The organism is Dongia rigui (genome assembly GCF_034044635.1).
Lineage (GTDB): Bacteria > Pseudomonadota > Alphaproteobacteria > Dongiales > Dongiaceae > Dongia > Dongia rigui.
The window spans coordinates 847,840-872,234 of sequence record NZ_JAXCLX010000002.1 but is presented as its reverse complement, the minus strand read 5'-3'; the positions used below and the strand labels follow the sequence as shown (position 1 = coordinate 872,234).

Here is a 24,395-nt window from a genome sequence, read left to right as displayed (position 1 = left end):
GCGCAGGAAATTGGCGGGGAAACCGCGCATCTGTGATGACGGAATTATGACGAGTATAGGTCAAACAGGGCTTTCCCGATGACCTATATAGATAATTTCGATGAATGCCATGTGGGCAGACTGCGCTTCAGCCTGCCCACATGACAAAGAGATCAAAGAATGCCTTCAGCCTTCGCCACGAACTGCTCCAGCAACTGAACGGCGTAACCGGTGCCACCCGCCGGGCAGGTCACCCGGTCCTTGCCGGCAAACTCGCGACCCGCAATGTCGAGATGGGCCCAGGGACGGTCCTCGACGAACTGTTTCAACAGCGCTGCCGCATGCGGCGCATCACCGGATTCCGCGTCGTCGGCGTGATGCTTGATATCGGCGATACGGGATTCGAGATGCTCGTCATAACCCTTGTCCAGCGGCATGCGCCACAAGCGCTCGCCCACGGCCTGCCCGGCGGCGGTGAGCTGGTTTGCCAGATCGTCGTTATTGGCGAAGATGCCGGCAAAGACCGTGCCCAGCGCCTGCTGGATGGAATAGGTCAGCGTCGCCATATCGACGATCGATTTCGGTTTGAAGCGGGAGGCGGTGTAATAGAGCGCGTCGATCAGAACCAGCCGCCCCTCGGCATCCGTATCGATCATCTCGATGGTGCGGCCGGCCAGCGTCTTTACGATATCGCCGGGCTTGAACGCCGTTCCAGACGGCATGTTCTCCACCAGGCCGACGACGCCCACGACATTGACCTTGGCCTTGCGTTCGGCAAGCGCCCGGATGAGACCGACCACGGCGGCACCGCCTGCCATATCACCCTTCATCTCATACATGCCGCCGGAGCGCTTGATGCAGAGGCCGCCGGAATCAAAGCAGACCCCCTTGCCGACAAAGGCAAGCGGCCCGTCGCCCTTCTTGCCCGGCGCACCCTGGTATTGCAGCACGAGCAGGCGCGGCGGTTTGGCCGATCCCTTACCGACCGAGAGCAATGCATTGAGGCCGAGTTTGGCCATCTGCTTTTCGTCCAGTGCCTCGACCTTGACGCCGAGTTTGCTCAATGCCTTGGTGCGGGCGACGAAGCTTTCCGGATAGAGTTCGTTCGGCGGCTCATTGGTGAGGTCGCGGGCGAGGTTGACGCCGTTCGCCAGCGCCTGCAGCCGTGCCGAAACCTTTTGTGCCGCCGCCACTTGGGTCACCACCAGGCTGAGATCTGTGAGGGCCGGCGCTTTGTCGGCCTTGGGCTTGGTGAGGAAGCGGTCGAAGCGGTAATTGCGCAAGGTAACGCCGAGTGCCAGTTCGCCGGCCATGTGGGCCTCATCGATCTGGCTGCCCTTCACCGGATCAACCAGCACCGTGGCACCGCTCTCAAATTCAGCGAGGAGATGTGCCGCGAGTGACCCGCCGGCCTCACGCAGCGACAGCGAATCCAGATCCTTGGCCGCCCCAAGACCCAGAAGAATGACGCGTCGCGCCGCCGTGCCGGCCGGCACCAGGATGTCGGCAACTTCGCCTTTCTTGCCCTTGAACCGGGGCAGCGACAGGCTGCGCTGCAATGCACCAGAAAGCGCCTTGTCCAGCGCCTCGCCGCGCGGGCCCAATTTGCCGCCCTCGGCAATGAGCACAACGAGAACGGCGGCGCGCGCTGCCGGCTTGGCGACGAATTCGATCTTCATAAGAAATCCTCGGGACTGAAATAAGAACGGAAAGTGGGCCGAGCATAGCCATACTCGGCCCCATCCGACAATCCGCTGGATTTATGAGATGCTAGCCGAGCGCGCCCACGGTATGGATGATGCCCGAGCTGAGGCGCCGCACCAGGGTATAGAGCCCGGCGATCGGTCCGAAGATGGCCTGATGCTCCCGTTCATAGGTCTGATGCCAATCGCCGACATAGGTCGACGCCTCGCCGAAATCGCCCTCGAATTTCAGTTGCTCGACCTTCGGGAATATCATGCTGAGCTTGCGCATGGCGTCGTCGATTTCCAGATGGAAGATCTTGGAGACCAGCTGCTGGCGCGTGATGTTGTGCTGGTCCGAGAAGTCCGGAATATGCGCGCTCAAGGTAAAGATGCGCATGATGAGCGCGATGCGGAGGCCGTGCATGAGGCGCAGATTGGTCCGCGTCTCGTCGCTGATCTTGGCCTGTGGCAGCCCAACAAGGGCCAGACCATCGCGCAGATCCAGCATGTCGCGCTGGAAGACGCGATAGATCTTGGCAAGTTTCTCATAGACCCGGTCGCCTTCCAGATGCTCGGCGACATGGCGCAGTTCCGCCGCCGCGGCTGGATCCTTGGCCTGATAGGCGCGCGAAAGCCATTGGCCGGGATCGAACAAATCGACATAGCATTTCAGCGCTTCGAGATCGGTGAAGGACAGGGCCCAATCCACCATGCCCAGAAGGCGCCGACAGCGTGGCGATGCTTGATAGAGACGCTGGAACCGTTCGGGGTCGCGGGCGATCGCCTGCCCCACGCCGCCAACCGTGTTGGCCAGCATGCCAAGCTGTTGCAGGATGCCGTTATGCGGGATGGCGCGCATCTCCTTCGGGTGCATGAGGTTGACGCGCTGCGCCAACCCCTCATGCTCGCGCTTCACCGGCCGGGACCCGCTGGTAAACAGCAGGTTGCCGCCGAACGTATCGAGCAGCGCCGCGTAGGCCGGATCATTCATCACGTCTTCGTTGAAGCGCCGGATCGTGATGAAGAATTCCTTCACGTAATCTTCGTCGTGCCGATAGGCGGGATCCGATTCAACGTCGTCGGTCGGGATTGGAAGCATGTATTCGAGAATGCGGGTGACTGAGGCCAGGGCGACATCGGGCGAGATGAAGTAGAGATAGCCATCACCGCCCTGAAAACTGGCCTCTTCCTTCACCCGGATTCCGGCCTGCGCGAAATTCTGCCGACTGACCGGCGAGGCGATGTATTCGAGACGCGCCCGGAAATTTTCGGGATGCCCGCCACGGCCGATCGATTCACCATGGGTATCGAAGATCACGACCTCGACATCGTCGAAGCCACGCTGGCGCAGCAATTCGGCAAGCTTCAAGCGCAGCCACTCGACGGAGATGGCCGCCACGGTTTGTCCCAGATGTCGCCCGGCATCGGAGAATCCGGTCTGGATGCAGACCCGCCCGCGCTGGCGAACGTAAGCTGCAAAGGCCGGGTTCTGCAGGCATTCGTCGATCACGCGGATACCGCGCTCGAAGGCCTTGGTGGTCTCGAACAGAGGCGAGATATCGACCTTGCCATCGACGCCGAACAGCTTGGCGAAATAGAGGGCCGCCAGCAATGTGAGCGGCGTCTCCGTTTCCGCGATCAGAAAGCGCACCGGCACGGTCGCGTCGATGTATTTCAGCATCTTGGCGACGATCATGAACAGCCGCTTGGCCGAGGTTCGTTCCGCCAGGATCGACGCAAAATTGATCTGCACCGGCTTAACGGTTTGCAGCAGCCTGGTGATCTTCGCAATGTAGGAACGCTTGTGCGCCGGATCATCCGGTGCCGCTTCCATATCGATCAGCTTGCGGATGGCGTTGTGAATCTGCACCGCGTTCAGTCGAACATGCGTGTGCGCCAGCCCCAGCCCATGGTTGGCAAGTTCCGCCCGCAGGACGATCAACTTCCGGCGCTGGTCAGGCGTCTTGGAGAGCGCGATGGCGCGGTTGATGAGTTCGAGCAGTTGCGCCGAATCGATCAAACGCAGATCGCGCCCGTCATGCATGCGCTTGGCAATGCGGCGCACCTCCTCGGCCCAGGCCAGGGGCGCCTCGCCTTCCTTCTTGCCGCCCTGGAAGACCGCGATTTCGTCTTCCGCCTCCTTGATTGCCAAAGCCAGGCGGCTTTCCAACAGCTCCAGCAGATGGACAAGGTCGACATTCGCACGCTTTTGATCGACACCCGCCCGCAATTCCTCGACGACCTTCACATAGCGCTGAAGCTGGAGGACCTGGATCTTGAGGCGGGTGAAGAGCGTGTCGCTCCATTTGATGTCAGAGCGCCCATCGAGGTCATAGCCAACCCAGCTTGCGACCGTCATCAGGCGCGGCGACAGTTGCTCCCATTCCGCCGGATAATGCTCGGCCGCCACATCCAGGGCAATTTCATAGGCGCGGCGCAAGGCGACGTGGATGTTGGCGATGGCCGCGACCGACATCTCGTATTCGTAAGCAAGATCGAGCTTTTCCGGCGGCCGGTGCTCGACGGCGCGGGCATCGGCCAGAATTTTCCGGCGACGCACGGCCGGCAGCTTTTGGCTACCCGCGCCGCGATTGATGCCCAGTTCCGCCAGGAGCCGGACCATCTCGTGGGATTGGCTGAAGGTCGGATGGCCGGTGATCACGATGCCAAACAGCTCGCGTTCGACGGCGGCCTTGAAGGCTTGGAACGGAATGCGCGCCCCCTTCCCCTTACCCGCCGGGCGCCGCGATCCAGCGGCTAGGGCCTGGAAGACATCGCGCAACTTCTGCTCGTTGCGCTTGGGGTCGCTTTCGCCGAGATAGCTCTGCAGGCGATCGGCGCGATGCTCGAAGGCGCCGGCTGTCAGTTCCTGGATCAATGTCTCGATGCCACCCAGCGACAGCTTGCCCTGGTCGAGCCGCTTGCCAACTTCAAGCGCCAGGAGCTTGACCGAATTGCCGAACGGGTTGCGTTCGCGCAGGCCGGCGAGGTCCCCGAACACGGCCCGCAGGTCACGCTCGGCCTTGGCGGCATCGAAGCCCTTTTCGGCCGGAAACATCCGTTCCAGGGCTTTCAGGCCAGGCTCCAGCCCGGATCCCCTGGCCGGCTTGTGGATCGCCGGTTTGACGCGCAAAGCCGCCACATCACCACCCCGCGACGTTGCCCGCTTCGCCGTGCTCATCCACCCCTCCAGGTCATAAAAATGCTGCGCCGAACGGGCAACAGTACCGCGCTCGGCGCAACTGCAAAAGAACTTTTGTGCAGCGCAAAAAAACGAGGCGTCAGCCGCGCAAGGCTGCCAAAGCCGTCTCTCCCAGCTCCGCCGGGCTGGGCGTCATATGGATACCGGCCGCGCGCAGGGCTTCGATCTTCTCAGCGGCACTTTCGCCACCACCTGAGACAATTGCCCCGGCATGCCCCATCCGCCGCCCGGGAGGAGCGGCTTTCCCGGCAATGAAACCGATGACCGGCTTCTTGCGCTTTTCCTGTTTCAGAAACTCGGCCGCGTCGATCTCCGGCGTTCCACCGATTTCGCCGATCATGATGATGGCCTCGGTCTGGTCGTCGCCGAGAAACAGTTCCAGGATGTCGACGAAACTCGACCCATTGACCGGATCGCCGCCGATGCCGACGACAGTCGTCTGGCCGAGGCCGACGGAAGTGGTCTGGGTCGCCGCTTCGTAAGACAGGGTGCCAGAGCGCGAGACGATGCCAACCTTCCCGGGTTTGTGAACATAGCCCGGCATGATGCCCATCTTGCATTGATCCGGCGTGATCACGCCTGGGCAGTTGGGGCCGATTACACGCGAATTCGTCCCCTTCAGTTCCTTGCGCACGCGCGCCATGTCATGAACGGGGATCCCGTCGGTGATGGCGACGATGGTTTCGATCCCGGCATCGATTGCCTCCATGATCGAATCCATGGCGTAGATCGGCGGCACATAGATGATGCTGGCATTGGCACCGGTCCTGGCACGCGCCTCGTGCACGGTGTTGAAGACGGGCAGGCCCAGATGCCGACTGCCACCTTTTCCCGGCGTGACACCGCCCACCATCTGCGTGCCATAGGCAATGGCCTGTTCCGAGTGGAAGGTGCCTTGCGTGCCAGTGAAGCCCTGGCAGATGACCTTGGTGTTCCGGTCGATGAGAATAGCCATGGTTCAAGCCCTCTTCATAAGCGCAACATTGCCGCGGGTCGCCTCGACGATTTTCTGTGCCGCATCCGAGAGCGTCGTCGCCGTGATGATGGGAAGGCCGGATTTCTCGAGGATCTCGCGCCCCAATTCGACATTGGTGCCTTCGAGGCGTACGACCAGCGGCCGGTCAAGGCCAACCTCCTGCGCCGCACCGACAATGCCTTCGGCGATGGAGTTGCAGCGCATCATGCCGCCAAAGACATTGACCAGAATGCCCTTCACGCCGGGATCGTTGAAGATCAGCTTGAAGGCGCGCGCCACGCGGTCTTTGGTGGCGGCGCCGGCGATATCCATGAAGTTCGCCGGCTGGCCACCGAAATGCTGGATGATGTCCATCGTCGCCATCGCGAGGCCGGCGCCGTTCACCATGCAGCCGATATCACCGTCGAGCTTTACATAGTTGAGATCATGCCGCGCGGCTTCAAGTTCCAGCGGATCGACTTCGTTGTCGTCGCGCAGATCCTGAATGTCGTTGCGCCGGAACAGCGCGTTGTCGTCGAAGATCATCTTGCAATCGAGGGCGACCAATCGACCGACGCCCGTCACCACCAGCGGGTTGATCTCGATCATCACCGCATCCAGGCTACGGAAGGCCTTGTTCACAGCCATGACGAGACGCACGAACTTGTGCACTTCGCGCTCCTTCAGGCCGAGTTCAAACGCCACCTGCCGCGCCTGGAAGGCACGCATCGGTGTTGCCGGCTGCATGTCGAGGCGAATGATCTTTTCCGGATGCTTCTCCGCAACCTCCTCGATATCCATGCCGCCTTCGGTCGAGGCAATGAGGCTGACGCCACCGGTCTTGCGATTGATCAACTGGGCGACATAAAGCTCGCGCGAGATATCGCTCGCCTGCTCGATATAGACCTTTCGCACCAGCCGTCCTTCGGGACCTGTCTGATGCGTCACCAATTGCATGCCCAGCATCTGGTCAGCGGTCGCCACCACTTCCTTGATCGAGCGGCAGACCTTGACGCCGCCGGCCTTGCCACGCCCACCGGCATGGATCTGCGCCTTGACGACCCATGTCGGGCCGTCCAGTTCTTCGGCGATCGATTCCGCTTCAATGAGATTGTGCGCGACGTCGCCGCGTGGCACAGGCACGCCGAAACGCCGCAGCAATTGCTTGGCCTGGTATTCATGGATATTCATCGCCGACTCTCCCCTATCGACTTTGCGCTGACGACAGGCCGAGTTCGACCGTGGCGCCTTTTTTTACCGCGCGATGATGGATCTGGATGTCTTGCTGCGTTCAGCAGGCCGATTGACCAAGCGATCGGATATTTCCCCGACCCCCGCATCCGGCATGCGATCACTCTGGTCGCATGAGGGGATGACGACTTCTTGAACGTGCCCGGTTTCAGCAACCTGTGGCACATGTCCGGTCATTCGTCCGGGCGCTATTGGCGACCCGCGATCATCTTATCTGGGGGTGGCTTTCTCACTGTCCCAGATTCGACTAGCATGATTGCGAAAGCGTCACGAGTCGTCGGCACCCTGCAACATGGCTAAAGCGATCTTGAATCGAATTCATCAACGCACCGCAATGACATCGCTAACAATGACTTTGTTGCTGTTGAGCGCTTGTGCAGAAAGACAATTGCCGATTTCAACGCCGACCAGCACCAGCATCGCGCCGGCAGTGGTGCCGCCACCAGCTTACGTCAGCTATGAAGACATATCTTGCGTGCCCTATGCGCGCCTTGCCTCCGGCATCAACCTGCGCGGCGACGCCTACACGTGGTGGGACAACGCGGCGGGCATCTACCAACGCGGTAATGCGCCGGCACCGGGGGCCGTCTTGGTACTGGCGCAAACCAGCCGGCTGCACAGCGGCCATGTCGCCGTCGTCCAACAGGTCATCAGCTCACGCGAGATTGTGGTTAGTCACGCCAATTGGGTACCTGGCCAGGTGATCAACGGCCAGCACGTCTACGACGTTTCACCGCAGAATGACTGGACCATGCCACGCTTCTACAATTTGGAAGCTGGGGTTTATGGCAGCGTCTATCCGGCTTATGGCTTCATCTACAACGTCGCTGCCAATGCCGCGCCGGCACCGGTTGCTTCAAGCGGCCAGATTGGGCTGCCGCCGCAATAGCCCGCGCTGCTGCAGGTCGAGTACCGTGTCGCGCAGCGATTGACCAAGTGGCCGGCATTGCCAATGGAGCTCCCGCTGGGCCTTGCTGCAATCGAATGCCATCGAGGAACGCGCCAGCCTCACCCCCGTCAACGGTGCCATCGGCGGCTTCTTGGTGACATTGGCCACGCCCTCGCTGACCAGAGCGGAAACATAGGCCAGCCAATAAGGCACCTTATGCGTCGGCATGGCGAGGCCGGTCAGTTGCTGAAGTTCGACCAGCAAGCGGCCGAGGCTGAGATTTTCGTGACCGAGGATATATCGCTCGCCGATCCGTCCATGCTCGGCGGCGAGCAGATGGCCAAGCGCTGCATCCCGGCCATCGACCAGATTGAAGTCGCAATCGAGATAGGCAGGGGTTGTCCCGTTGAGGAAGCCCAGGATCATCTTGGTAGGGGGTGTCAGCAGGAAATCGCCTGGGCCGATCGGCATGGTCGGATTGACGATCACCAGCGGCATGCCGGCATTGGCAGCGGCCTGTGCGGCTTCTTCGGCACGGAACTTGGACCGGCAGTAAGGCCCCGGCACATCGTTAACACTGTGGCGCACATTCTCGTCGATCAGGGCATTCTGCGAGCCGCGCGGGGCATTGATATTCTTGAGAATAGATTCCGTTGACGTGTAGACGAACCGGGCGATCTTGGCCTCTGCCGCCGCGTCCAACACCCGGCACGTGCCCTCGTAATTCACCTCATGGAAGGTCGCGGGGTCGGCGGCCCAAAGATTGGGATTGGCGGCGAGGTGATAGACACGCTCAACCCCGGCCATCGCCCGGGACAGCACGGCCCGGTCGCGGATCGAGCCCTGGCGCAGTTCGACATTCGCCGGCAATGGCAGGCCCGACGGTTGCGGCCAATCACGCAGATCGAGGACCCGGACGCGCTCCCCGCGGGCACTCAGAAGGGACACCAGATGCCGGCCCATGAAACCGCAGCCACCCGTCACCAATGACAGGCGCGCCTCACCCGACTCCGTCCCTAGCATGTATATTTCCGCATCATGATGATCCCTTTTCGCCTGCTTGCGGTCGCTGCCGGGTTCGCCGCCCTTGTCGTGCTGCCCGGTTCTGCGCGCGCTGAGATCAAGGCTGAATTGGCGGCAAACTATATTCGACATCTGTTCGACACAAGTATGCGCGAGAACGCCAACGCGGCCGCCCTCTGTCCATCGATCGCCCAGTTTGGCCGCTTTGCCGCCGGCCATGCCTGGCGGTTGCTGCCGCCCAGCGAGCGGCCCCGCTTGGCGGATGGCTTTTGCAACCTTGCCGTCGACGCCGTCACGCGACTGCACCTGACCTATCCGGGGCTCCGTCTGAAGCTGGACCGGACCCTGCCAGCGGCCCAGGGCATGGTACTCGTTTCAAGTTCGGTGACGCGGCCGACGGACCTGGCGACCTGGCCGGTGGAGTGGCAGCTTGCCACGACAGGCGCTGATCTGCGTCTCGCGGACCTGCGCATACTTGGCCTGTCCCTGGGCATTTTTCTGCGCAGCCTCGCCAATGCGGGAACCACGGCCGATTCCGCCAGCGCAGACGTTATCCTGGCCCGTTGGCGGCAAGCCCTCGATCGCGCCCTGCCGCCCAAATGATGACTTCCCAACCTCGGTCTGCTATTTACCGAGCCTGCATTGGGCTCTTCGATCAGGTGGATAAAACCTTGAATAGTCTTGGAAATCTTGTCAGGAATCTGACCCTCGCCGGTCTGTTGCTGGTCGTCATGGCCGCGCCCATGGCGACGCCTGCCCTCGCCCATGCCATCATCGTCTCGTCCGTACCCGCAGCGGGCGCCACCGTTGCCGGGCCGGACATCGACCTCGCCATCACGTTCAACGTCCGGGTCGATGCCGACCGCTCGAAACTGACGCTGACGGGCCCAGATGGCAGCAGCGCCGATATCGCCATCCTACCCAATGACAGCCCGGCCGTTCTCTCAGGGCATCTCACGGGGCTTAAAGCGGGGGTCTATTCGGTGAGGTGGCAGGTGCTGGCGACGGATGGGCATATCACCCGTGGCGACGTCAACTTCACGGTCACCCCGTGACCCGCCACATTCGCTAACCAACTGCCTGGACCCGCCTTGTCGCTTCTTCTCGACATCTTCGGTTTTCTCAGTGTCCTGCTGTCGGGTTTCGGCCGGTCTGCACAATGCATCTATGTTGGCAGCCTCGCCTTCCTGTTTCTGGCGGCCCGGCCGCTTTGCAATTCCGCCAATGCCGCAGATGCCGCCGTCATCGACATGACGAGGCGCATCGCTTTCTTTGCCGCAGCCTTCATGTTTGCCGTGCTGGCTGCGAATCTTTGGGCGCATACGGCCATTCTTGCCGGCACGACCGATGGCAGCTACCTCAATGCCCTCGGTGGAACCTACGCCACGGCACAATTACTGCGCCTGGGTGCGGCACTGGTCGCTGTCCTTCTGTTGGCGCGGCGCGGGGGCGCCAGCGATCTTCCCCTTCCCTTCCTTGCCCTCGCCGACATCTTTGCCGGCATCGCCACCAGCCACGCCGCGGCACGGCTGGATAACCAGAACATCCTCATTGTGGCGACCGCTCTTCACCATTTGGGTGCCGCAATCTGGATCGGCGGGCTGCCGGCCTTTCTCTATGCCGTCGGCAAGCTGCCGGCAGGGCCGGTCCTCGAACGCATCGGCCTGCGCTTTTCCCATTTGTCGGCACTCTCCGTGCTCGCGATCGCTGCCTCCGGCATCGTCATGCTGGTCTATTACGTCGGCTCGCCCGAGGCGATGTATGGCACCGCTTATGGCATGATGCTGGGTACCAAGAGCATCCTGTTTTTGACCCTGCTCGGGCTCGGCGCTTTCAATGCCTTTGCGGTACGACAATTGGCCAGCGGCAGGGCGGCGCCGCTCCTGCGCCTCAAGCGCTTTGTCGAGGTCGAAATCGGCATCGGCCTCACAGTCCTGTTTGTTGCCGCGTCGATTACCTCATTGCCGCCGGCCATCGATCTCACTGAAGGACGCGCCACCCTCAGCGATATTGTCGGGCGCCTGGAGCCGAAATGGCCCTCGCTCAGCAGCCCCGACAAAAGCACGCTGGCCTATTATGAAGAGCAGCGCCAAGCGAGCGACGGCATGGGCCAGGACATGCTCAGCCATATGCAGGTCTACGTGCCCGGTTCCGGCGTGCCACTGCCGCGCAATGCGGAAGACATCGCCTGGTCGGAGTATAACCACCACTGGGCCGGCATCTTCGTCCTGCTGATCGGTGTCCTTGCCCTGCTGGAGCGCGGGGGGCGGGCGCCCTGGGCCAAGCACTGGCCCCTGCTCTTCATCGGGCTTGCCGGCTTTCTGTTCGTGCGTTCAGAAGCGGAGGGCTGGCCGTTTGGTTCACTGGGCCTGATCGAGAGCATGCGCGATCCTGAATTCGTGCAGCACAAGCTCTTCATGGTGCTGATTACGGGATTCGCCGGATTCGAATGGAGTGTTCGAACCGGCGTTCTGACCCGCAACTGGGCGCGCTATGTCTTTCCACTGCTGAGCGCGGTTGGCGGCATGATGCTGCTGACGCATTCCCATTCGATCGCCAATGTGAAAGAACTATTGCTGATCGAAATGACCCATATGCCGATTGCCGTCTTGGGGATATGGGCGGCCTGGGCGCGCTGGCTGGAATTGCGGCTGGACGGACGCGGTCGAGCGATCTGCGGCTGGTTGTGGCCGACCTTCTTCTGCCTGGTGGGTATCGTCCTCATTCTTTATCGCGAGATTTGATCTGATGTTGGAAGCATTTGTCAGCCGCCTGGTGGCCTGGAGTGAGCGTCGCGCCGTCCTGCTCGTGATCCTGTCGCTGCTGTTGACCGTCACGGCCGGTGCCTTTACGGCGCGACATCTCGGGATGGATACCGATACGGCCAACATGATCTCGCCGGATCTACCGTGGCGGAAGGAACTGGCGCATTTCAACACGCTGTTCCCACAGAACACGGGCCTGCTGGTGGTGATGATCGACGGCAAGACGCCGGACGCCGCCGAGGATGCCGCTGCGGCCCTGTTCGCCAAGATCCAGACCCGGAAGGATCTGTTTGCAACCGCGCGTCGCGCCGATGGCGGACCCTATTTCGAGAAATATGGCCTGCTCTTCCTGCCCGTCGATCAGGTGCAGAAGATTGCAGATGCCGTCATCGAAGCGCAGCCCTTCATCGGCTCCCTGACCCAGGATCCAAGCCTCCGGGGCCTGTTCGACGTGTTCTCGCTCGCCATGGATGGGATCATTCAGAAGGCCGCCAGCGTCGATCGACTGGAAAAGCCGCTATCGGCGATATCAGGCACCCTCAGCGATGCGCTGTCCGGCGGGCGCCAGGCCATGTCATGGCAAACTCTGCTGCTGGACCGGCCGACCGAGCCACGTGACCTGCGGCGTCTCATTCTGACTCAGCCAAACCGGGACTTCGCCGCGCTGAAGCCCGGCGCCGCAGCGACCGGCTTCATCCGGGAGTCGATCAAGGAACTGGGGCTGACGCCAGACACCGGCGTGAGCGTGCGCCTGACCGGGCCAGTGGCACTGAATGATGACGAGTTTGCAACTGTCGCCGAGGGCATGGGTTGGGCGCTCATCATCTCGACGGTCCTCGTCCTGTTGTGGCTGTTCATGGCCCTGCGATCGGTCAAGCTCATCCTGGCAACATTCGTCACTCTCATCGTCGGCCTCATCCTGACCTTTGCCTTTGCGACACTGGCGGTCGGGAAACTCAATCTCATCTCCGTGGCCTTTGCGGTGATGTTCATCGGCCTCTCGATCGATTTCGGCATCCAGTTCGGCGTTCGCTACGGCCAGGAGAAGCTCGAGGGCGGCCTCGCTGGCGCATTGGTGCGCACTGGCACGGCCATGGCCCGGCCACTGACGCTGGCAGCCATCGCGATTGCCGTGGGTTTTGCCGCCTTCATCCCGACGGATTACCGCGGCGTTTCAGAACTCGGCAAAATCGCAACTGGCGGCATGGCCATTACCCTGGTGCTGAACCTAACGCTTCTGCCGGCACTTCTTGCCCTCTTCAAACCCAAGGTTCTGGCCGGCGAGTTGGGCTTTGCGTGGGGTCGGGCGGCGGACACGTGGCTTGTGCGCCACCGTCGCTCCGTTCTCGTTTTCTGGGCCGTCCTTGCGCTTGCCGGGCTCGGCCTGTCGCCACGCCTGGAATTCGACTTTCATCCGCTTCACCTCAAGGATCCCAAGGTCGAGTCCATGGCCGCGATCCTTGACCTGATGAAGGATCCGATCCGCTCGCCTTATGCCATCGAGATCGTCGCCAAGGATGCGGCTTCCGCGGACGCGCTGAAGGAAAAGCTCTCCAAGCTGCGTGAGGTCTATGCCGTTATCTCGGCATCCAGCTTCGTGCCGAAAGACCAGGAGGCGAAACTTGCCATCCTCCAGGACCTGCAATTGCTGATGGGCGTCACGCTGGAACCGGTGACGACAAAACCGGCGCCGACCACCGACGAGATCCGCGCCTCACTGAAGCAATGCGCCGCCAAGCTACGCGAGGCGCTGCCGTCTTCCGACAAGGCTCAGCAATTGGCGCGCCTGCTGGACCAGGCCGCCGGCGCCGACCCGTCGCTCTACCCGGAACTGCAGCGCATGCTGGTCGATGGCCTGATGCCGCGCATGAAGATGCTGGCCTCGGCCCTGACGGCCGAGAGCGTCAGCCTCGACACCCTGCCGGATGAGATCAAATCGCAATGGGTCGCGGCTGATGGCGAGATGCGCCTGACTGTCATGCCAAAGGGTGACAGCAACGACAGTGCGGTGCTCGCGAACTTCGTAAACGCCGTCCGCAGCGTCGCGCCCGAAGCCACCGGACCGGCCGTGCAGATCTATGAATCCGGTCGTGCCGTGACGAAGGCCTTCCAGATCGCCAGCCTGACGGCGGTGATAGCGATCGCTGTGCTCCTGGTGGTCATTCTCCGTCGTCCGCGCGACGTGATCTACGTCATGCTACCCCTGCTGCTGACCGCGCTTGGCACGATCGTCGTTTGCGTCAGCTTCGGCCTGAAGCTGGACTTCGCCAATATCATCGCCTTGCCGCTGCTGCTCGGCATCGGCGTCGCCTTCGACATCTATTTCGTGGTGAACTGGCGGCGTGGTATCACCAATCCATTGTCGACCAGCACAGCGCGCGCCGTGTTGTTCAGTGCGCTGACGACCGGCTCATCTTTTGGCAGCCTTGCCATGTCGAGTCATCCCGGCACGGCCCGCATGGGCTTGTTGCTGTTGATCGCTCTCGGCATGCTGCTCGTCGTGATCTTCGCGTTCATGCCGGTGCTGATGGGTAAGCCGCCCAGCGACGCCCGACAGGCATAAAAAACCGCAAAAAAAGGGGCGGGCGATTCGTGGCCGCCCGCCCCTCTTGGTCCCTCAGGGAAGCCCGTGTCAGGCTTCTTTCTTGAGATCTTCGATCTTCTGTTCGAGCGAGGCAATGAGGGCATCCGGGCCGCCATCGACAACGACTTTGGAAAAGTCAGAGCGCATCTGCGCCATTTGCGAGATCGAGCCGGAGAGATAGATGTCGATCACGCGCCAGACATTCTGGTTGAAGCGGAACAGATAGTTGAGTGCGACCGGCTCCCCGTTCGAGCGAATGAGCTTGCTCTCGACCAGCGTGCGGCTATCGCCTGCAGGCGTTGCTTCGCCGACTTCGAACTTCTGGTTCTTGAAGGACTTGAAGCGCGCGGCATAGGTCGTGACCATGTACTTGTTGAAGGTCACCAGCACGGCACCCTTCTTCTCGCCCGACATCTTGGTCCATTCCGGACCGACCGCAATCTTGCACATCGTCGCGACATCGAAGGTATTGTTCAATACCGGCTCGATCTTTTGATATCGGCCGTCAAAGCCGAGTTCCGCGCCGTGCTGCATGCAATCGAGCAACGTCGCATAGAACGCCTTAACCAGATCGACAGGTTCAGCACCTTGCGCGAGGGAAAGGCTCGGTCGCAAAGCCGCAGCCGCGCCGATCATCACCAGCGCCTGGCGGCGGGACACACGCAAAATGCTCATGCCCGTGCGCTCGCCTCGGCCACGCCCAGGGCAGTCAGAGCCTCGCTGACGATATGGCGGGCATTGAGACATGCCACATCGTATTGCTTTTGCGGGGCATCGTGATCGATGCAGGTATCGGGCAGCGTCATCGGTCGGATCTTCAAGCCTTTGTCCAGGGCACCGCTCTTGGCCAGGAACTGTAGGACATGTGCGGCAAAGCCGCCAATGGCGCCTTCCTCGATCGTGATCAACACTTCGTGTTCACGCGCCAGGCGCTTCACCAGATCTTCATCGAGCGGCTTGCAGAAACGTGCGTCGGCGACCGTGCAGCTCAATCCCTTGGCCCCGAGTTCATCGGCGGCCTTCAGCACTTCAACCATCCTGGTGCCGTAATTCAGGATCGCGATCTTGGTTCCCTCGCGCACGATACGGCCCTTGCCGATCGGCAGCACTTCGCCGCGCGTCGGCAGATCAAGGCCGATGCCCTCGCCACGCGGATAGCGGAACGCGACCGGGCGATCGTCGATCGCCGCGGCTGTCGCCACCATATGCATCAGCTCCAGTTCATCGGATGGCGCCATCAGCACGAAATTCGGAAGGCACCCCAGATAGGCAATGTCGTAATTGCCGGCATGGGTCTGACCGTCAGCCCCCACCAGACCCGCGCGATCAATGGCAAAACGCACCGGCAGGCTCTGAATGGCGACGTCATGCACGACCTGATCGTAGCCGCGCTGCAGGAAGGTCGAATAGATCGTGCAGAACGGCTTCATGCCTTCCGTCGCCATGCCGGCGCAGAACGTCACGGCGTGCTGCTCGGCGATCGCAACGTCGAAGGTGCGATCCGGGAATTCCTTGCCGAAGGCGTCAAGGCCGGTGCCCGACGGCATGGCCGCGGTGACGGCGACGATCTTGTCGTCAGCCTTGGCCTCGGCAATCAGCGCCTTGGCATAGACGCCGGTATAGCTGGGCGCCTTGGGTGCCGATTTCTGCTGAACGCCGGTGGCGACGTCGAATTTGACGACGCCATGGTAGCGGTCGGCAGAGTTTTCGGCCGGGGCATAGCCCTTGCCCTTTTGTGTTACGACATGGACCAGGACCGGACCGGGCTCATCGGATTTAGCCAAGTTCTGCAGGACCGGCAGCAGATGGTCGATGTTGTGACCATCGATCGGGCCGACATAGTAAAAGCCGAGTTCCTCGAACAAGGTGCCGCCGCCCGAGATGATGCCGCGGGCATATTCCTCGGCCCGCGCCGCCATCTTCTGCAGGCGGTTGGGCAGGATCCGCGACACGTCTTTCGCGAAATGGCGCAGCGAGCGGAACGATGTCGATGAGAGCGACCGCGAAAGATAGGCCGACAGCGCGCCCACCGGCGGCGCGATCGACATGTTGTTGTCGTTGAGGATCACGATCAACTTTGTGTCGAGCGATCCGGCATTGTTCATGGCTTCGTAAGCCATGCCGGCCGACATCGAGCCGTCGCCGATGACGGCGATGCAGGCGCGCTTGCGGCCCTGCATCTCGCTGCCGACCGCCATGCCGAGGGCGGCAGAGATGGAGGTCGATGAATGGGCGGTGCCGAACGGGTCGTATTCCGATTCCGAACGCTTCACGAAGCCGGACAAACCGCCGCCTTGGCGCAGCGTCCGAATCCGGTCGCGCCGGCCGGTCAAAATCTTATGCGGATAGGCCTGATGTCCTACATCCCAGATCAGGCGATCGTAAGGCGTATCGAATACGTAGTGGATCGCCGTGGTCAACTCGACAACGCCGAGTCCGGCGCCCAGATGCCCGCCCGTCACCGAAACGGCATCAATGGTCTCCTGGCGCAATTCGTCCGCCAACTGGCGCAGGTCCGAGGGGTCGAGCTGGCGCAGTTGGGCCGGCGTGACGACGCGGTCGAGCAAGGGGGTTTTGCTGGTCAAGAGATCGAGCCTTTTACCGATTATAATGGCGCACAGCCTGGCGGTCAGTGATCAACCTAACGCCAGCGAATGTGACAGTTCATCGTTATCCGAATCCGGCTGCTTATAGGCAAAACGCCGGCAAAGTGCCACCCCTTTCCCGGATATAATACCGTCGACGGGCAGCAAAACCCCCGAAATGGTTGACCAAATCGTTAGATTATTGCGCATTGCACCATACCGAACCCACTGCTAACCCAGCTATGGGGTATTTTCAGTGGCAACAGAAGGCAATTCTGTGTAAACGGTCCTTTCAGTCCCGGCTGCCCACAGCGTTTCAACTGTGTTGCGATCTGGCGCCAAGACTGAGCGCCGAGCTAGGGTATTTGTCTTTTTTTCTGTTGAACAGAGTGGATCGATTGGCATGCGGGTAGTTTTGGCTCAGCCGCGCGGTTTTTGCGCCGGTGTCGAACGCGCGATCGAGATTGTCGAGCGTGCGATCGAGCGTTTCGGACCGCCGGTCTATGTCCGGCACGAGATCGTGCACAATCGTCATGTCGTTGAAGGCCTGCGCGCCAAGGGCGCCGTCTTTGTCGAGGAACTCGACGAGATTCCCGAGGGCCGCTATGCGATCTTCAGTGCGCACGGCGTTTCGAAGACAGTCGTCCAAGCGGCGCGCGAGCGTGGCCTCAATGTCATCGACGCCACCTGCCCGCTCGTCTCCAAGGTCCATACCGAGGGCACGCGCTATGCCGACCAGGGCCGCCAGGTCATTCTGATCGGCCACGCCGGCCATCCGGAAGTCGAAGGCACGATGGGCCAGGTTCCCGGCGGTGTCCTGCTGATCTCCACGACCGATGACGTGGCCAAGCTCGAGGTCAAGGATCCAAGCAAGCTCGCCTATATCACGCAGACGACGCTGTCGGTTGATGACACGAAGGCCGTGATCGAGGCGCTGAAAGAGCGCTTCCCGGAGATCGTCGGGCCCAGCACCAAGGACATCTGCTATGCGACGCAGAACCGTCAGCAGGCCGTCCGTCAGCTTTCCGAGCAGGTCGATCTGGTACTGGTCATCGGCGCACCCAACTCGTCGAATTCCAACCGGCTGAAGGAACTGGCCAAGGAACTGGGCATTAAGAGCTACTTGATCGAAGACGCCTCGCAGCTGAAGCCGGAATGGCTCGCCGACGTGCATTCGGTCGGTGTCAGCGCCGGCGCCTCGGCACCGGATGTCCTGGTCCAGGATCTTGTCGCGCGCCTCCAGGAATTGAAGGACGTGCAGGTCGAATTGATGGCGGGCGTTGAAGAGAATGTCCGCTTCCGTCTGCCGCCCGAGCTCGCCGATCAACCGGCTGCGGCACAGTAAGAATAAGAAGGAGATCACCCCTTGTCCGTTCCATTGCGCCAAGCCATCCGCGTCGGCTCCTATGTGGTCAAGCAGCACCTCCTGGGCCGTAAGCGCTATCCGCTCGTGCTCATGCTGGAACCCTTGTTCCGCTGCAACCTCGCCTGCGCCGGCTGTGGCAAGATCGATTATCCGGCCGAGATCCTCAACAAGCGCATCTCGGTCCAGGAAGCACTCGACGCCGCCAACGAATGCGGCGCGCCCGTTGTCTCCATCGCTGGCGGCGAGCCGCTGCTGCACAAGGAATTGCCGGAGATCGTCGATCGGCTGATCAACGAGCAGAAGCGGTCGATCTATCTGTGCACCAACGCCCTTCTTCTTGAAAAGAAGATGGATCTCTATAAGCCGTCACCCTACTTCACCTGGTCGGTCCATCTCGATGGATCGAAGGCCGAGCATGACAAGTCGGTCTGCCAGGAAGGCGTGTATGAGCAGGCCGTCGAGGCGATCAAGAAAGCCAAGGCCGCCGGCTTCAACGTCAACATCAACTGCACGTTCTTTGACGGCACCGACGCCGATCGCGCCGCGAGCTTCTTCGACGACGTGATGGCCATGGGTGTTGACGGCATCACCGTCTCGCCGGGCTATGCCTATGAGCGCGCGCCGGACCAGCAGCATTTCCTCAACCGCAAGAAGACCAAGGACCTGTTCCGCGCCATCTTCCGCAAGGGCAATGGCGGCCGTCGCTGGCAGTTCAGCCAGTCCACCATGTTCCTGGATTTTCTCGCCGGCAATCAGGCCTATCACTGCACGCCCTGGGCCAACCCGACGCGCAACGTGTTCGGCTGGCAGCGCCCGTGCTATCTGCTCGGCGAAGGCTATGCCAAGACCTTCACGGAACTCATGGAGACGACCGACTGGGACAAGTACGGCGTCGGCAATTACGAGAAGTGCGCCGATTGCATGGTCCATTCAGGCTTCGAGGGCAGCGCGGTGAAGGACACCATCCGCAACCCGCTGAAGGCCCTGAAGGTCGTCATGAAGGGCATCGAAACCGAGAAGCCGATGGTCCCGGACATCTCGCTGGATAAGCAGCGCCCGGCCGAGTACGTCTTCTCGAGCCATGTCGAGAAGGCGATGCACGAGATCCACGAGGAAAAGGACCGCCTAAAGCAGGGCCGCGCGGCCGCGGAGTAGCGCGTTCATCGCGGTCCGCGAGCGCAAGGCGACGCGGATCAGCCCAGGTAACTGCCAGGGCTTCAGCAGAAGTGACAGAAGGACGGCGCCGATCGCGGGCCGTCCTTCTTCGTTGAGGCCCTTGAGCGCTGCCTCGGGCAGGGTATCGCTCGCCGTATCGGCAATGGCGCGGATGACGATGAACGGCAGGCCATGCCGCTCCGCGGCTTCGGCCACGTGATGGCTTTCCATATCGACGGCGACAGCTCCGGTCTCGCCAAACAGAGCGCCCTTCTCCGCCCGCGTTGCAGCGGCAACAGATCTGCCCGCTACCGTGCCACCTTGCGCCGCTACCTTCTGCAGGATGCGGCGACGCCAGTCAGGATCGCAACTCAGCCGCCGGCCGTCGGCGAGGACGACGTCATCAGCAATCACGAGATCGCCCGGCTCCAAGTCAGGGTCTAGTGCGCCAGCAATACCGAAACTGACGAGTGCCTCGGCACCACCGACGACCAGCGCTTCCACCTTACGCTTTGTTGCCTCGGCATGGCCGCCCCCGGCAACAATGATGTAGCCGAGGCCATCGAGGAGCCTTGCTTCCGACAACATGCCGGTGACGGCACCTACCGTCATCACATGCCGTACATGACGTGCTGGGCATTGCCCTGCTTCAGATTGCGATAGCGCGCCATTGCCCAGATCGGAAAGAACGATTTGTAGCCGTGATAGCGCAGGTAAAAGACGCGTGGGAACCCGACAGCCGTGTATTCCTGCTCGTCCCAGGTCCCATCAGTCTTCTGGGTGTCCGAGAGATAGGCCATGCCGCGGGCGACGGCCGGGCAATCGACCTCGCCCGCCGCCATCAGGCCCAAGACGGCCCAGGCTGTCTGCGAGGGCGTCGATTCCGGCCCCTCGCCGCGCGGCTTGTCAGCCCAATAGCTGTCACCGCTTTCGCCCCAACCACCATCGGCGCGCTGCTTGCTGATCAAGAACGTCACGGCCTTGCGCATCGCCGGATGATCGGCGGGGATGCCGATCGCGTTCAAGGCGCACAGAACCGACCACGTTCCGTAAATGTAATTGGTCCCCCAGCGACCGAACCAGGCGCCATCGGCCTCCTGCTCGCGCATCAGGTAATCGACGGCGGCCTTCACCTTGGGGTGGTCGATCTTGTAGCCGAGCTGCGCCAGCATGGAGAGACAGCGGGCCGAGACGTCAGCGGTCGGCGGATCGAGCAAAGCGCCGTGATCGGCGAAGGGAATGTGATTGAGATAATAGTATTCGTTGTCGGCATCAAAGGCGCCCCAGCCACCGTTCTTGCTCTGCAGGCCGAGGATCCATTCAACAGCGCGATCGATCGCCTCCTTGTAGCGGTCGTGATCCAGGCGATCCATGGCCATCACGACAACGGCGGTATCATCGACATCCGGGTAATGGGGATTGTTGTACTGAAACGCCCAGCCACCCGGCCGCACGCCCGGAGCGCGAACCGCCCAGTCACCGACGACATCCAGGATCTGCCGATCCTTCAGCCAATCCGTCGCTGCGGTGACCCGCTGCGCCGCCTCGCCACCCACCTCAAGCAGAGCGTGCGCCGCAAGGCCGGTATCCCAGACCGGCGACAGGCAGGGTTGGCAGTAAGCCTGGTCGTCCTTGAACACCATCAGCTTTTCGATCGACTGCTTGGCAATGACGAAGTTGGGATCATCCTTGGGAAAGCCGAGGACGTCGAACATCATCACCGAATTGGCCATCGCGGGATAAATAGCGCCGAGCCCATCTTCGCCATTCAATCGTTCAATGGTCCAGGCGACGGCCTTGTCGATCGCCCGCTGGCGCAGACCCTTTGGGAACAACCCATCGACACGCTGCAGAATCCGATCGACAACGCGGAAAAAGACCGCCCAGGGGCCCTTCCGGTCCATGTTGTACCAGTTGGAGACCTGTTCGGGCGCCACCACGAAAAGCTCGCGGACATCGATGCGCTTCGGATTGCGCGCCTTGGGCTGCTGCGACATCAGCACCAGCAGCGGCACGATGACGGTGCGCGACCAGTAGCTCACCTTGTCCAAATGGAACGGAAACCATCGCGGCAGATGCATGATCTCGATCGGCATCTTGGGCACACCGCGCCACGGGATCTGCCCGAACAACGCCAGTTGGATCAGCGTAAAGACATTGCTCTTCGCGGCCCCGCCGAAATCCAGGATGGCCTTGCGCGCACGCGCCATGTGCGGCGCGTTGACATCCTCGCCGCAGCATTTCAGCGCGTAATAGGCTTTGACCGAGGCCGAGATATTGAAGGCGCCGCCGTGGTAGAGCGGCCAGCCACCGTGCGCGCCCTGGATATCCTTCAGGTAGCGGACAATCTTCGCCTCGGTCGCGGTATCGATCTCATCCAGGAAATGCTTCAACAGGACATATTCAGCCGGAATGGTCGCATCAGCCTCGAGCTCGAACGCCCAATGCCCGTCCGCGCGTTGCTGCTTCAGCAGCGCGTCCGCGGCCTTGTCGATTCCCAACTCCAAACGTCCCGCCATCGCGGCAACGCCAATCTCCGCCTGGGCAGCGAGGTTGCGACTGCTCATTCTTTTGAATCACTCTAATTTTTCACGGTATCTGGCCGGAGAATGCGCGACTTTCCCCCTGTTTTCAACCCCTTAACCCAGAAAAAGGCACTTCTCACGGAAATGAACAATTCTTGATATTTCAATGCTTTATTAAGCCTCATCCGTCATTTTTCAGCGTCGGTCAGAAAGGTAGGCGATGCTGGGACGAATTCGTTGGTGGCTGGGTGGACGGCTGTCGCGGCAGCTCATTGCTGCGTTGGCGATCAGCGTGTTCCTTATCGGCGCGCCCGCCGGCCTGCTTCTCTATTCTTTCAGTGATCGTTCGGCGATCGAAGATGCCAAGCGCATCGTGCTCAGCATCCAGGAGAGCAAGCAGCACGAAATCGAGGCGGCGCTGGCGATGGCGGATCCCAGCCTCAGCAAACTGCAGGGCTACATCGCCACGGCGCTGCAGCCACCTGCCAGCCATGCCGATCAGATCGCCCTGAAGCGGATGGTCATACCCTTCATCGACGGATCGCTCCGCCCTGACCCCAAGACATTCGACGGCCGCCAGCATGCCGGCATGTATCTGGACCCCCGCACCCCGCGGACGGATGCGGTGGCGGCCTTCCATTCGCGGCTGGCGCCCATCATCGATCTCTATGGTGCCGGCACCATCCCGCGTTTTGATACATTGTGGCTGCTGACCCGCTGGCATTCCATGATCGTGCTGATGCCGCGCGTACCGACTTACGTCTGGGATGCCACACCGGATGACGATTACAACGCAACCGAATGGATGACCGGTGCCGATCCTGTGGTCAACCCGCAACGCAAGCTCTACTGGACAAAGCCGGCCTACGATCCCATTTCGCGCTCCTGGATGGTCAGTGCGGTTAAACCGCTGGACGTGGGCGGCGACTGGGTCGGCACAATCGGGCACGACTTCTTCCTGGCAGGGCTATTCGATCGGCTATCTGCCAACGCCAGTTTCGCCGACAGCGAAGACTTCCTGATCGATGGCGGCGGCGATTACATGCTGGCCGGGAAATGGCAGAATGCGATCGAAAGCGCTGCCTTTGTCGCATCGGACAAGGCCGAGATCGACGATGCCCTGCGTCCCGTGCAGGATTCCCTGCGCAAGACGATCGCACCGCACATTGCCTTGACCGAATTCCGGGGCGAGCCGGTTTTGGCGACCGCCACCCGGATCGCTGGCCCCAACTGGACCCTGATCCACATCGTGCCGTTGAACAGCATCGCTGGTCGCATTTCCGACGCCTTTGTCGGATCGCTTATCGTCACCTTGATTGCCTTTCTGATGGTGGCCGTCGCCATTCATTGGCTACTGCAGCAGCGCGTTATTCAGCCGCTTCGGTTGCTGGCGAATTCGGTGCAGCGTTTCGAGGATGGCGAAAACGCCGCGCGTGCCGCAATCTGCCGGAATGACGAGATCGGCCGCCTGGCCGGCGCCTTCAACACCATGGCCACGCGGATCGGCAAATCACGCGTCAAGCTGGAAAAGGCGCGCCAGGAGTTGGAAAGCCGGAACGTCGAGCTGCAGCGGGCCAACCGCGCCAAGACGAATGCGCTTGCAAACATGAGTCACGAGTTCCGCACGCCACTCAATGCCATTCTCGGTTTCTCGGAAATTCTCAACATGCAGCTCTACGGCGCGCTTGGGGACAAGCGCTACGTGGAATATGTCGGCCACATTCATCACAGTGGCAAGCATCTCCTCGAATTGATCAACGACATCCTTGATCTGTCGAAGATCGAAGCCGAGAAGATGACACTCAAATGCGACGACCATGAACTCCAGCCGTTGATCGAGAGCTGCCTTGCCATGGTCAAGCCGGCCGCCGACACCCGCGGCGTGGCCTTGCTGGCGCCGCGCGACGGCGAAACCGCTGTCCTGAATTGCGATCGCCGTGCCGTGAACCAGATGCTGCTCAACCTTTTGAGCAATGCCATCCGGCACACCCCAGCCGGCGGCACGGTGTCGGTCAGCATTGATCCGGCACCCCAAGGTGGCCTGGCACTAACCGTCAGCGACACCGGCTCGGGCATTCCCGACCGCTTGTTGCCGCTGCTCTTCTCTCCCTTCGGAATCCGCTCCGCCCACATCGCCCAGAATGCATCAGCAGGCCGTGGCGGCACTGGCCTTGGCCTCTCCATTACCCGCGGCCTCATCCGTCTGCATGAGGGCGATGTGACAGTGGAAACGAAAGTCGGCAAGGGGACGCGGATGCGGCTGATATTTCCGCCACAGCGGGTGAGGCAACCCGAACCGGCACCCCTGGGTGCAGATGCACTCATCCACTGATCCAACCCGGCAGCTTCTGCGTAGAACTGCCGGAGGACTTTGATGTACCTATCACGCTGCGGCAGAGCCATCACGTTCCTGGTCGGTCTAGGCATGCCT

Annotated in this window: 17 protein-coding genes; 8 read left to right on the top strand and 9 right to left on the bottom strand. The window is 61.5% G+C overall.

Annotated elements, in window-relative coordinates:
* Positions 1-152 precede the first annotated feature (152 nt).
* From SMD31_RS15675 to sucC, 4 genes are all read right to left on the bottom strand, one after another.
* Positions 153-1,658: a leucyl aminopeptidase gene (locus tag SMD31_RS15675; protein ID WP_320501834.1), complete on the bottom strand. Its 1,506-nt coding sequence runs from the start codon at positions 1,656-1,658 to the stop codon at positions 153-155.
* A 91-nt stretch (positions 1,659-1,749) separates the two neighbouring features.
* Entirely contained in the window at positions 1,750-4,845 is a 3,096-nt protein-coding gene (locus tag SMD31_RS15670) for a phosphoenolpyruvate carboxylase (RefSeq protein WP_320501833.1), read from the bottom strand.
* Between the two features lie 100 nt (positions 4,846-4,945).
* Positions 4,946-5,821: a succinate--CoA ligase subunit alpha gene (sucD, locus tag SMD31_RS15665; RefSeq protein ID WP_320501832.1), complete on the bottom strand. Its 876-nt coding sequence runs from the start codon at positions 5,819-5,821 to the stop codon at positions 4,946-4,948.
* 3 nt (positions 5,822-5,824) lie between these two features.
* Positions 5,825-7,012: an ADP-forming succinate--CoA ligase subunit beta gene (sucC, locus tag SMD31_RS15660; protein WP_320501831.1), complete on the bottom strand. Its 1,188-nt coding sequence runs from the start codon at positions 7,010-7,012 to the stop codon at positions 5,825-5,827.
* 448 nt (positions 7,013-7,460) lie between these two features.
* On the opposite strand from sucC, the gene SMD31_RS15655 reads away from it, so the two are divergent.
* Positions 7,461-7,961, top strand: a complete 501-nt coding sequence (locus SMD31_RS15655) for a CHAP domain-containing protein (protein ID WP_320501830.1) — start codon at positions 7,461-7,463, stop codon at positions 7,959-7,961.
* Here the strand turns inward: SMD31_RS15655 and SMD31_RS15650 are convergent.
* A complete protein-coding gene (locus SMD31_RS15650; protein WP_320501829.1) occupies positions 7,929-8,984 on the bottom strand; it encodes an NAD-dependent epimerase/dehydratase family protein in 1,056 nt (351 codons plus the stop codon). The two genes, SMD31_RS15655 and SMD31_RS15650, sit on opposite strands and share 33 nt — an antisense overlap.
* Before the next feature lie 15 nt (positions 8,985-8,999).
* On the opposite strand from SMD31_RS15650, the gene SMD31_RS15645 reads away from it, so the two are divergent.
* The 4 genes from SMD31_RS15645 (at position 9,000) to SMD31_RS15630 (ending at position 14,312) form a co-directional block, all read left to right on the top strand.
* Positions 9,000-9,587 carry an ABC transporter substrate-binding protein gene (locus tag SMD31_RS15645; protein ID WP_320501828.1) on the top strand — a complete coding sequence of 196 codons (588 nt, stop codon included), beginning with the start codon at positions 9,000-9,002 and terminating at the stop codon, positions 9,585-9,587.
* Positions 9,588-9,655: 68 nt separating this feature from the next.
* The gene (locus SMD31_RS15640) at positions 9,656-10,039 is read left to right on the top strand and encodes a copper resistance CopC family protein (RefSeq protein WP_320501827.1); all 384 of its coding nucleotides are present in this window, start codon (positions 9,656-9,658) and stop codon (positions 10,037-10,039) included.
* A gap of 36 nt (positions 10,040-10,075) precedes the next feature.
* The gene (locus tag SMD31_RS15635; protein WP_320501826.1) at positions 10,076-11,728 is read left to right on the top strand and encodes a copper resistance D family protein; all 1,653 of its coding nucleotides are present in this window, start codon (positions 10,076-10,078) and stop codon (positions 11,726-11,728) included.
* 4 nt (positions 11,729-11,732) lie between these two features.
* Positions 11,733-14,312, top strand: a complete 2,580-nt coding sequence (locus SMD31_RS15630; RefSeq protein WP_320501825.1) for an MMPL family transporter — start codon at positions 11,733-11,735, stop codon at positions 14,310-14,312.
* A 69-nt stretch (positions 14,313-14,381) separates the two neighbouring features.
* Here SMD31_RS15630 and SMD31_RS15625 read toward each other — a convergent pair whose 3' ends face one another.
* Both SMD31_RS15625 and dxs read right to left on the bottom strand, forming a co-directional pair.
* Positions 14,382-15,008 carry an ABC transporter substrate-binding protein gene (locus SMD31_RS15625; RefSeq protein ID WP_320501824.1) on the bottom strand — a complete coding sequence of 209 codons (627 nt, stop codon included), beginning with the start codon at positions 15,006-15,008 and terminating at the stop codon, positions 14,382-14,384.
* A complete protein-coding gene (gene dxs, locus SMD31_RS15620) occupies positions 15,005-16,918 on the bottom strand; it encodes a 1-deoxy-D-xylulose-5-phosphate synthase (protein WP_320501823.1) in 1,914 nt (637 codons plus the stop codon). The genes SMD31_RS15625 and dxs overlap by 4 nt, the downstream gene beginning before the upstream one ends.
* 403 nt (positions 16,919-17,321) lie before the next feature.
* On the opposite strand from dxs, the gene ispH reads away from it, so the two are divergent.
* Both ispH and hpnH read left to right on the top strand, forming a co-directional pair.
* On the top strand, positions 17,322-18,263 hold the full coding sequence (ispH, locus tag SMD31_RS15615) for a 4-hydroxy-3-methylbut-2-enyl diphosphate reductase (protein ID WP_320501822.1): 942 nt from the start codon (positions 17,322-17,324) through the stop codon (positions 18,261-18,263).
* A gap of 21 nt (positions 18,264-18,284) precedes the next feature.
* Positions 18,285-19,439: an adenosyl-hopene transferase HpnH gene (hpnH, locus tag SMD31_RS15610; protein ID WP_320501821.1), complete on the top strand. Its 1,155-nt coding sequence runs from the start codon at positions 18,285-18,287 to the stop codon at positions 19,437-19,439.
* Here the strand turns inward: hpnH and SMD31_RS15605 are convergent.
* Complete coding sequence (locus SMD31_RS15605) at positions 19,410-20,051, bottom strand: phosphorylase family protein (RefSeq protein WP_320501820.1); 642 nt, start codon at positions 20,049-20,051, stop codon at positions 19,410-19,412. The genes hpnH and SMD31_RS15605 overlap by 30 nt on opposite strands.
* Positions 20,051-22,006, bottom strand: coding sequence for a squalene--hopene cyclase (shc, locus tag SMD31_RS15600; protein ID WP_320501819.1), 1,956 nt, complete (start codon positions 22,004-22,006; stop codon positions 20,051-20,053). Before shc ends, SMD31_RS15605 begins: the two co-directional genes overlap by 1 nt.
* 178 nt (positions 22,007-22,184) lie before the next feature.
* Here shc and SMD31_RS15595 point away from each other — a divergent pair, with 178 nt between their 5' ends.
* Positions 22,185-24,296, top strand: a complete 2,112-nt coding sequence (locus tag SMD31_RS15595; protein ID WP_320501818.1) for a sensor histidine kinase — start codon at positions 22,185-22,187, stop codon at positions 24,294-24,296.
* Positions 24,297-24,395: the final 99 nt, after the last annotated feature.

What these genes read in the sequence shown, in the direction of transcription:
- SMD31_RS15675 (WP_320501834.1), bottom strand. Translation starts at nt 1,658, where the DNA reads ATGAAGATCGAATTCGTCGCCAAGCCGGCAGCGCGCGCCGCCGTTCTC.
- SMD31_RS15670 (WP_320501833.1), bottom strand. Translation starts at nt 4,845, where the DNA reads ATGAGCACGGCGAAGCGGGCAACGTCGCGGGGTGGTGATGTGGCGGCT.
- sucD (WP_320501832.1), bottom strand. Translation starts at nt 5,821, where the DNA reads ATGGCTATTCTCATCGACCGGAACACCAAGGTCATCTGCCAGGGCTTC.
- sucC (WP_320501831.1), bottom strand. Translation starts at nt 7,012, where the DNA reads ATGAATATCCATGAATACCAGGCCAAGCAATTGCTGCGGCGTTTCGGC.
- SMD31_RS15650 (WP_320501829.1), bottom strand. Translation starts at nt 8,984, where the DNA reads ATGCTAGGGACGGAGTCGGGTGAGGCGCGCCTGTCATTGGTGACGGGT.
- SMD31_RS15645 (WP_320501828.1), top strand. Translation starts at nt 9,000, where the DNA reads ATGATGATCCCTTTTCGCCTGCTTGCGGTCGCTGCCGGGTTCGCCGCC.
- SMD31_RS15630 (WP_320501825.1), top strand. Translation starts at nt 11,733, where the DNA reads ATGTTGGAAGCATTTGTCAGCCGCCTGGTGGCCTGGAGTGAGCGTCGC.
- SMD31_RS15625 (WP_320501824.1), bottom strand. Translation starts at nt 15,008, where the DNA reads ATGAGCATTTTGCGTGTGTCCCGCCGCCAGGCGCTGGTGATGATCGGC.
- ispH (WP_320501822.1), top strand. Translation starts at nt 17,322, where the DNA reads ATGCGGGTAGTTTTGGCTCAGCCGCGCGGTTTTTGCGCCGGTGTCGAA.
- SMD31_RS15605 (WP_320501820.1), bottom strand. Translation starts at nt 20,051, where the DNA reads ATGACGGTAGGTGCCGTCACCGGCATGTTGTCGGAAGCAAGGCTCCTC.
- shc (WP_320501819.1), bottom strand. Translation starts at nt 22,006, where the DNA reads ATGAGCAGTCGCAACCTCGCTGCCCAGGCGGAGATTGGCGTTGCCGCG.
- SMD31_RS15595 (WP_320501818.1), top strand. Translation starts at nt 22,185, where the DNA reads ATGCTGGGACGAATTCGTTGGTGGCTGGGTGGACGGCTGTCGCGGCAG.